This is a genomic window from Kitasatospora sp. NPDC057500 (genome assembly GCF_042802195.1).
Classification (GTDB): Bacteria; Actinomycetota; Actinomycetes; order Streptomycetales; family Streptomycetaceae; genus Kitasatospora.
The window spans coordinates 1-7,753 of the sequence record NZ_JBHVER010000234.1; the positions used below are offsets into that span (position 1 = coordinate 1).

Below are 7,753 nucleotides of genomic sequence, written 5' to 3' on the forward strand. Positions count from 1 at the left end.
GAGTTGCCTGCGCGTCACATCCAACATTCCTACCGGGTTCTGCCCCGGAGCGGGGCAGAACCCGGAGATTGATCACAACATCACACAGGCCCTAGGGCCGACCATCAAGGTGGTTGCCGCCGGGTCACCAGGGCGCGGGGCCGCCGTGGTGGTGCCGGGCAACGGCTTCCAGCAGTGCCTGCCGCGCGCCCCACAGCCGGCCCTGCTCGGCGGCCAGGGCGTCGGCCGCCCACACCGGCAACGGCCGCCCGAGCGCCGCCTCGTCCAGCGACTTCGCCAACGCGGTGTCGGCCTGCCTCCAGTCCTCCAGCTGCCGCACCAGGATCCGTACGAAGACGTCGACGGCCCCGGCCGGGTCCCGCCCGTCCTGGCGGGCCTTCTGGGCAACCTCGCCGAGGACGTCCTCGTCCAGGTCCTCGAACACGGCCTCCCACCGCGCGGCCACCAGCCGCTGATGGCCGGCCAGCACGCCCTGCAGCCCGCCGTCGACCGACTCCTGCGACCAGGGGAACGGGGACCGCGGCGCCCGGCCCACCACAGCGAAGGCCCGCCCGGCGACGCCCGGCCCCAACCCGGCACCGCGCCGAGGGCGGGGAGTGGAAGTGCTGCTCACCCCCGCTCCAACGCCGCCGTCCCCGGATTCGTCACCCTGCACCGCCGGGATGCGCAGTCGTCGCGGGCCACCTGCGGCGGACCGGTGCCAGCGGCGGCACCCCGGTCTGCGCACCCACCGCTACCGCACCCTGCCTGGCCACGGCCGCCGCCGCGTCTTCGACTCCTACGTCGAGACCGGCGCCGACGCCTGGCGGATCTACTGGATGTGGGGTCCGACCGGCCCCGACCATCCTGTCACCGACCCCGAGACGGCCTCGGTGCTCACCGTGCTGCTGATCGGCCCCCACCTGCAGCGTCGGTCGGAATCGTCACTCGCCCGGTCCGGCGTCGGACGCCGGTGCGGCGGGCGACGGGTACAGCAGCTCGTCGGTGTCGAAGTGGTGCGCACCATGTGCACAGCCTGGTTCCGAGTGGAAAGCCGTCTATTGCTTGTCATGGAATCCTCAGATCTTTCTCAAGTCCTGTTCCTCTGCCGCCTCTTGTTGCCCAGGGTTCTCCGTATCCGACCCGTTCGGGTCGCTCCAGGGGGATCCGATGGTGGAGAAGGCCGTTGTCGGCATGTTCGCCGGTGCTGTGGTGGCCGGGTCCTGGGGGGCTGCGCCGGTGAGCGCCGCTGATGTGGATCCGGGCTGGGGCAGGAACTCTGCGAGCCCGTGACCAGCCGCTGTTGCGAGTAGATCGGCTGGTGGCGGGGTTCTGGTGGCAGCGGCACCGTCTCGAACGGCTCCGGGCTCGATCAGCCGGGCGATCGCCCGCGCGCAGAGCGCGACGCTGACCGTGACCGCTACTGCCGAGATCTCGGCCACCGCTCAGGTGCAAGGCGTCCAGACGTTGTATTCCAATCGAAGCAGGAGGAATTGTGCGGAATTTGATTTCTCGTATTGCGTGTGCCGTGGCTGGCGTTGGGGCGATGGCCGTGATGGTCGCGCCGCAGGCCCAGGCGGCACCTGTGTCCGATGGGCCGTCAGTTGTCTCGGGGGCGGGGGTGGCGACCCGGCTTCCGGCGGGTGCGGTGCCCGGTCACTGGACCGTCGACCGCCAGGCTCCCGCTCCGACGCTTCCCCAGGGGGCGCCCGCCACGAAGGCCGCGACGATCCCGCAGACCCCGGGCACGGCCGAGAGTGACATCACCCTGGAGGTCCGCGACGTGCGGTACGCGGGGCAGGTCTGCGGGACCGGAAGGGTCGACATGGTCACCGGCCCCGGTCCCATGACCCTGACGCTGACCCAGAGCAGGGCGATAGCGAGCACCTGGTCGGCGAGCGTGACGATCCCTGCCTGGAAGGTCTCCACCCAGGTCGGGTTCAGTGTGACCGACACGGCCACCCGCACCGAGTCCGGGTCGTACGCCGTTCCGGCCGGCAAGTTCGGTTATCTGGAGGCCTACCCCCTGTACGACCTCTTCTACTACGACATCTACAGCCGTGCCGTCACCGACCACTGGGTCGGCAACGGCAGCGCGCAGCACCCGGTAGGCTTCTGCTACAACGCCTGGTCGAATTAGAGGAAGTCGGTATGAGGCGCCCTTTCCGGTTCGCGGGCGCGACGGTTCTCCTGGCCGCCGCAGTCCTGGCGACGGCATGCACCGGTGACGGGAAGACATCCCCTGGAAGAGACGCCTCATGGGCCCTGGAGGGGCTGGCCGCCGTACCGGCGGGCCTGCCCCTCCAGGGCAGTATCGATGCACCTCCCGCCAAGGGCACCGCCAAGATCCTCGGCATCGCGAGAGTGGAGGAAGTCGACGTGGTCCTCGCAGTCAGGAACGGCTCCTGCGAGGTCTCGTTCCTGACGGTCCCACCCACCGAGGCGACGCCTACAGTGCGCGGTTTCGTCGGATCGCAGCGTCCTTCCGGCAGCGTCCATTCGGATGTTCACCAAGGATTTCCCGGCAACGTTCTCGCCGGAAAATACACCCAGGCGTCCGCGCAAATCCCGCCGTTCTCGTTTGTAGCCGTCGGATGCTCCCAAAAGGCAATGGCGGTGAGAATTGAGGGTGCGGGTGCCTCGGTCGAAGACGGAAGCAGGGCGGGGGACTCACTGAGAGCATGGCGGGACGGCCAGGACATGGTCCTGACCGTCGGGAATCCTGAGGCGATCCACCGACCGGAACCCGGTCCCACCTCCTGACGACGCCAGGAGCGGACCGAGGATGCCCGCTCCACGCGGCGGGCACCCTCGGTCCGCTCCTGGGCCACCTCGCCGAGAACGTCCTCGTCCAGGTCCTCGAACGCCTCCGCCCACCGCGCGGCCACCAGCCACTGATGGCCGGCCAGCAGGCTCTGCAGCCCGTCGTCGACCGACTCCTGCGACCAGGGAAGCGGGGACCGCGGGGCCCGGCCCACGACGGCGAAGGCCCGCCTGGCGACGCGTGGCCCCAACCCGGCACCGCGCCGAGGGCGGGGAGAGGAAACGCTGCTCACCCCCGCTCCAACGCCGACGACCCGGGATTCGTCACCCCGGCCGCGAACGCCCAGCCCGTGACTGCACGGCGTCCCGATGCCGCACAGCCCGGCCGCTGGCACGCCCGCACGAAGGTCCACCGGCGCCGGCCCGGCGTGCGGCCCGAGTGCATCTCATGAAGTCCGCCATGCCGGTGCTCCCGTAGGCGGTGCGCGCCACAGGCAATGGGAACTGGCGCGCACCGCCCTGACCCCGATCCTCCCAGGACCAGGAGACCGAGCGGCCGGGCGAGGTCACGCCGTTCCGGCGCCGGCACTTGGTCTACGTGGCCCACCTGCCCGGCTACCTGGTGGAGGCCGTCGCGGCGGTCGAGCAGGACGACCCCGGCCAGGCACCGGTGGTGTGGCTGTCGGCGGCCGCCGCGGCCGGCCTCCGCCTGTACCCGGACGTCGGCGCGGTCCTGCGCGAGGCCGTCCCGACCGCGGCCACCGCCGCGCAGCTCCTCGCGGCCGGCGCGCGCCGCACCACCAATACCCGTACCTGCGAGGACTGCGGCGCCCACCCCGAGACGCCGTGCACCCTGGCCGCAGACGGCCGGGCCCTGTGCGGAACCTGCGCCCACATCACCCGCCTGCGCACCCGCCAGGCCGAGGCCCGCGCCGCAGCCCAGGACGTCGCCGAGACCGCCTACCGCCTCCTGGCCGACGAGCACCTGGCCGTCCTCCAGATCGACTACACCCCCGGCGAGCCCACCGCCGCCGGAACGCCCCGCCCGCCGGCCGCCGCCCGCCTCACCGCCATCGACCGCACCGGCACCGACCTCTACGACCGCACCGTGCGCCTGACCGGCCCCCGCACCCCCCGGCGCCCCTGAGCTTGTCATTTATCCAGTCGTCGGGGTTTGGTGCCCTTCTTGTGGTGGGTGGGTCTGGTGTATGCCTCGCCGGTGGCGAGGACTTTGCCCACGTCGTGACGGGTTGCCGAACGGCTGTTTCTCGAACCGAGCGGGCGCCCTGGCCCCGGCCGGGAGGGTTTGGGTGCGCGCGCTGGCGTTGGGGTCTGTGCGTGGAGGTTCCTGAACCCCCGTCTGACCCGGGCCGGGGTGAGCCTGCTCGACTCGGACCGCTTCTCCCACGGCCGGCGGAGGTCGGCGGCCAAGGGGCGGGCGAGCCGGAGTCGGGTGTGTGCCGCGATCACGAGCCACGTCCACCGATCGGCGGCCTGCGGACTGCGAAGGCGGGGCTTCGTCCAGCCCAGGGTCTGCTTGAACAGGCGAAACGTGTGCTCGATATCGAACCTGTGGAGGAACGAATGCCAGCACCGGTCGACGTCGGCGGGAGCGGCTCCGGTGCCGGACCACCAGAGACAGACCGGCTTGTTGACCCCGCCGCTGGGCAGCTTCTCCACGCTCAGGCGGATGACGGTGCCCTCGATGACCGGCAGTTCGTCGGCGTGGTCGAGCCAGGCCCCGCGCCGGGTGAGCCTGGGGTGGAGCCGGTCCCAGGCCCGCGCGGTGGCCTTGCCGTAGAGGCGGGTGTCGGTGACGGTCACCGCCTGCTGGGCACTCCACGTCGCGGGCTGGCCGAAGACGAACTCGCCGCCGTGTCGGTGTCGGGGACCGGCTCGGCATGCTGACGCGGGACGGTCACCGTCCCGGTGCGTTCCCGGTACAGGGCGAGCGCGGCCAGACCGCGGTCGAAGGCGCTCGGCTTCCCGGCGCCGGCCTTCCTCCGACCCACCGCACCGTCCTGCCCGGCCGGGGCCGGGAGCGGCTCGACACCGAGTGCGTCGTGCGCGCCTTCTTCGAGGGGAGAGCTCGCCGTCATGGCCTGGGTCGACGGCGCCGGCTGGCGGGCTGGCGGCCCCGGGAGGGCGGCGCGCGCCAGCTACGAGGCTGCGGTTGCCAAGGTCCTCACCTCTACGGTCTGTCCGTCACCGAGCCCGAGAAGGCCGCGCTGAACTCGATGCTCGGCACCTGTGCGTAGCCGCCTGTCCGTCCCGGCTGGCCCGCCGGTGTCCGGGTGGGTGGGCCGGTCCGGTCGAAGTTGGCTTTGCCCTGCGAGAGCCCCCGAGCGGGCCCTACGGTGTCCGCATCGGCAGGGCCGCACGGTCGTGTACTGGAAGGGACGGGTCTGATGGATGTTCCGCTGGCGGACGCGGTCGCGGCGGTGCGCGACGAGCTGTTGGAGGCCGCCGCGCGGCCGGGTGACGATCCGCGGCTGGTGTTCGCGGTCGGGCCGGTGGAGATGGAGTTCGAGGTCGAGCTGCGCGCCGACGCCAAGGCCAAGGGCGAGTTCAAGCTCCGGGTGGTCGGCGCGGAGGCGCAGGCGGGCGTCTCCCGGGGCCGTACCCACCGCATCGCCTTCACCCTGGCCTCCAAGCGCCCGGACGGCGGCGACCTGCTGGTCCGCTCCGCCGCGCCGGGCCCGGAGGGCCCCGGTGACAGCAGCGAGCGCATCGACGACTGAGGACCGAACCCGCGGCCGGTATCTCTTGGTCCGGCTGCGGCACATGCTGTTTCGCAGGGCCGGACGGTAGGGGGCGGCGGTGGAGCGGGTACGGCTTGCCGGGGTGAACGGGCCGGGCGGGCGGGGATCGGGGTACGCGGTCGGCGGCAGACTGGTCCTGACCTCCGTGCACGTCGCCGGACCCGTCGGCACCAGGGTGAAGGTGTTCCACCCGGCTGGCACCGGCACTGCGCAGGGCCGGGTCGTGTGGGCCGGTACTCCGGGCGGGCGCGACGACGCGGCGCTGGTCCTCGTCCACGACAGCGTCCACTGGCAGCCGCCTACCGCTCCGGTGCGCTGGGGCCGGACCGTCACCGACCGTCCCGGAACCCCGTGCGAGACCTGGGGCATCCCCGACGTCGCCCAGCGGCCGGGCCGGGCCGTGGAGGCCGAGCAGCTGCGCGGCCGCCTCAATCCGGGCACGGGCTTCGTGAGCAACCAGCAGGTCGTCGACCTCGACCAGTCTGCACCGGTGTGGCGGGTGGACGGCACGTCGCCGTTCGCCGGGCTGTCCGGGGCGGCGGTGTTCTGTGACCGGCTCCTGACCGGCGTCGTCGCCGCCGACCGCGCCCACTCCGCCCACGGCCGGCTGAACGCGGTACCCGCCTACGTCCTCCACCATGACCCCGGTTTCCGCGCCGCCCTCGCCGAATGGGACGTCGGCCCGAGCGGCGGGCTGCAGGCGGTCGAGTTCCAGGACCTCGCCGACCGTGCCCAGGACCCCGACCGCGCCCGGCGCCTGCCCTCACCCGCGGCGCTCCTCCAGGCCCGCCACCAGATCGTCCCCTTCCACGGCCGTGACGGCCTCCTCGGCGAACTGACCGCCTGGTGCCGGCTGGGCGGGTTCGGCGCCTGGCTCCTGCACGGCCCCGGCGGGCAGGGCAAGACCCGCCTCGCCCACCATCTCGCCCACCTGCTAACCGCCGACGGCTGGGCCGTCCTGTGGCCGCGCACCACCGCCCGCGCGGAACAACTGCGCGACCTGCGGCACGCCGTCAAACCGCTGCTGGTCGTCCTCGACTACGCCGAGAGCCGCACCGAGCAGATCGCCGCCCTCGTCGAAGCCGCCGCCGACCACCTCGCCGGCGCTCCGCTCAAGCTCCTCCTCCTCGCCCGTACCGACGGTGACTGGTGGCAGCAGGCCACCACCGCCACCAGCCTCGCCGAGGACCACCTCACCACCGCCCGCACCCACCTCCTCACCCCCCTCGACGACACCCCCGCCAGCCGCGAAGGCCAGTACCGCGACGCCGTCCAAGCCCTCGCCGGCACTCTCGCGCATGTCGACGGTCTGCCCGCCCGCGACTGGCCCGCCCTCGCCCGCACCCTGCACCCGCCCCGGCTCGACCACGGCGCCTACGGCAACGCCCTCACTCTCCACATGACCGCCCTCGCCGACCTCCTCGACACCGCCGAGCCCCGCCCCCCGGAACGGACCCGGCCCGGAGAACGGGGCGCTGTTGGTCAGGAGGCCGACCTCGTCGAGGACCGCCTCCTCACCCACGAACGCCGCCACTGGCGCCAGACCGTCCTCGCCACCGCCCCCGCCCTCAGCCTCCGCACCCTGGAGACCGCGCTCGCCGCCGCCCACCTCGTCGGCGCCGCCGACCGCGAACAGGCCGACCGGCTCTGGCAGCACCTGCCCGCCCTCGAAGGCCAGACCCGCGACCGCCGCGACCGCGTCACCGTCTGGCTCGGCACCCTCTACCCCCTCCCCGCCGCCGTGCGCGGCGGACCGCCCTGGGGCACCTTCCAGCCGGACCGCCTCGCCGAACGCCACATCGGACGCGCCCTCGAAGCCGACCCCACCCTCGCCGACCACCTCCTCGACGGCGCCGACGACACCCAGACCGAACGACTCCTCACCGTCTACAGCCGGGCCGCCGCCCACCCCGCATTCCAGGGCCGCCTCGACACCCACCTCACCGACCTCTGCCTGCGCCACCACCAGCGGATCGCGGGCCATGTCATCACCACCGCGACCCGCACCGGCCACCCCCAGCCCCTGATCACCGCCCTTGACACCATCACCACCCGCCCCGACACCCTTCACTCGCTTCTTGAACTCCACGACATCCTTCCCCCCACCAGCCAACGCCTCGCCGCCACCGCCGTCCGCCTCACCCAAGCCATCACCAACCACTACCGCGCCCTAGCCGACGCCAACCCCGGCGGCGACCATGCGCCCGACCTAGCTGCAGCCCTGTTGAACTTCTCCATCAGGCTGGGCG

General features: G+C 72.7%; 5 protein-coding genes and 1 pseudogene. 4 read left to right on the plus strand and 2 right to left on the minus strand.

What is annotated here, in order from left to right; translation table 11 throughout:
- Positions 1-124: 124 nt before the first annotated feature.
- Positions 125-613 carry a hypothetical protein gene (locus tag ACFU74_RS32260; RefSeq protein WP_380763270.1) on the minus strand — a complete coding sequence of 163 codons (489 nt, stop codon included), beginning with the start codon at positions 611-613 and terminating at the stop codon, positions 125-127.
- Positions 614-1,627: 1,014 nt separating this feature from the next.
- On the opposite strand from ACFU74_RS32260, the gene ACFU74_RS32265 reads away from it, so the two are divergent.
- Together ACFU74_RS32265 and ACFU74_RS32270 are read left to right on the plus strand one after the other, a co-directional pair.
- On the plus strand, positions 1,628-2,119 hold the full coding sequence (locus ACFU74_RS32265) for a hypothetical protein (RefSeq protein WP_380763272.1): 492 nt from the start codon (positions 1,628-1,630) through the stop codon (positions 2,117-2,119).
- Positions 2,120-3,340: 1,221 nt separating this feature from the next.
- Positions 3,341-3,889 (plus strand): hypothetical protein, encoded by a 549-nt coding sequence (locus ACFU74_RS32270; protein ID WP_380763274.1) that lies wholly within the window; start codon positions 3,341-3,343, stop codon positions 3,887-3,889.
- Between the two features lie 5 nt (positions 3,890-3,894).
- Here the strand turns inward: ACFU74_RS32270 and ACFU74_RS32275 are convergent.
- Positions 3,895-4,623, minus strand: a pseudogene (locus ACFU74_RS32275) (transposase); the annotation flags it as partial.
- 527 nt (positions 4,624-5,150) lie between these two features.
- Between ACFU74_RS32275 and ACFU74_RS32280 the strand changes: the two are divergent.
- Both ACFU74_RS32280 and ACFU74_RS32285 read left to right on the plus strand, forming a co-directional pair.
- A complete protein-coding gene (locus tag ACFU74_RS32280) occupies positions 5,151-5,483 on the plus strand; it encodes a trypco2 family protein (RefSeq protein WP_380763276.1) in 333 nt (110 codons plus the stop codon).
- 166 nt (positions 5,484-5,649) lie between these two features.
- Positions 5,650-7,753: hypothetical protein (locus tag ACFU74_RS32285; protein ID WP_380763280.1), on the plus strand; the 2,104-nt coding region annotated here is incomplete at its 3' end.

Bases quoted from the DNA above. Each gene is read 5' to 3' on its own strand.
- ACFU74_RS32280 (WP_380763276.1), top strand. From the start codon at position 5,151: ATGGATGTTCCGCTGGCGGACGCGGTCGCGGCGGTGCGCGACGAGCTG.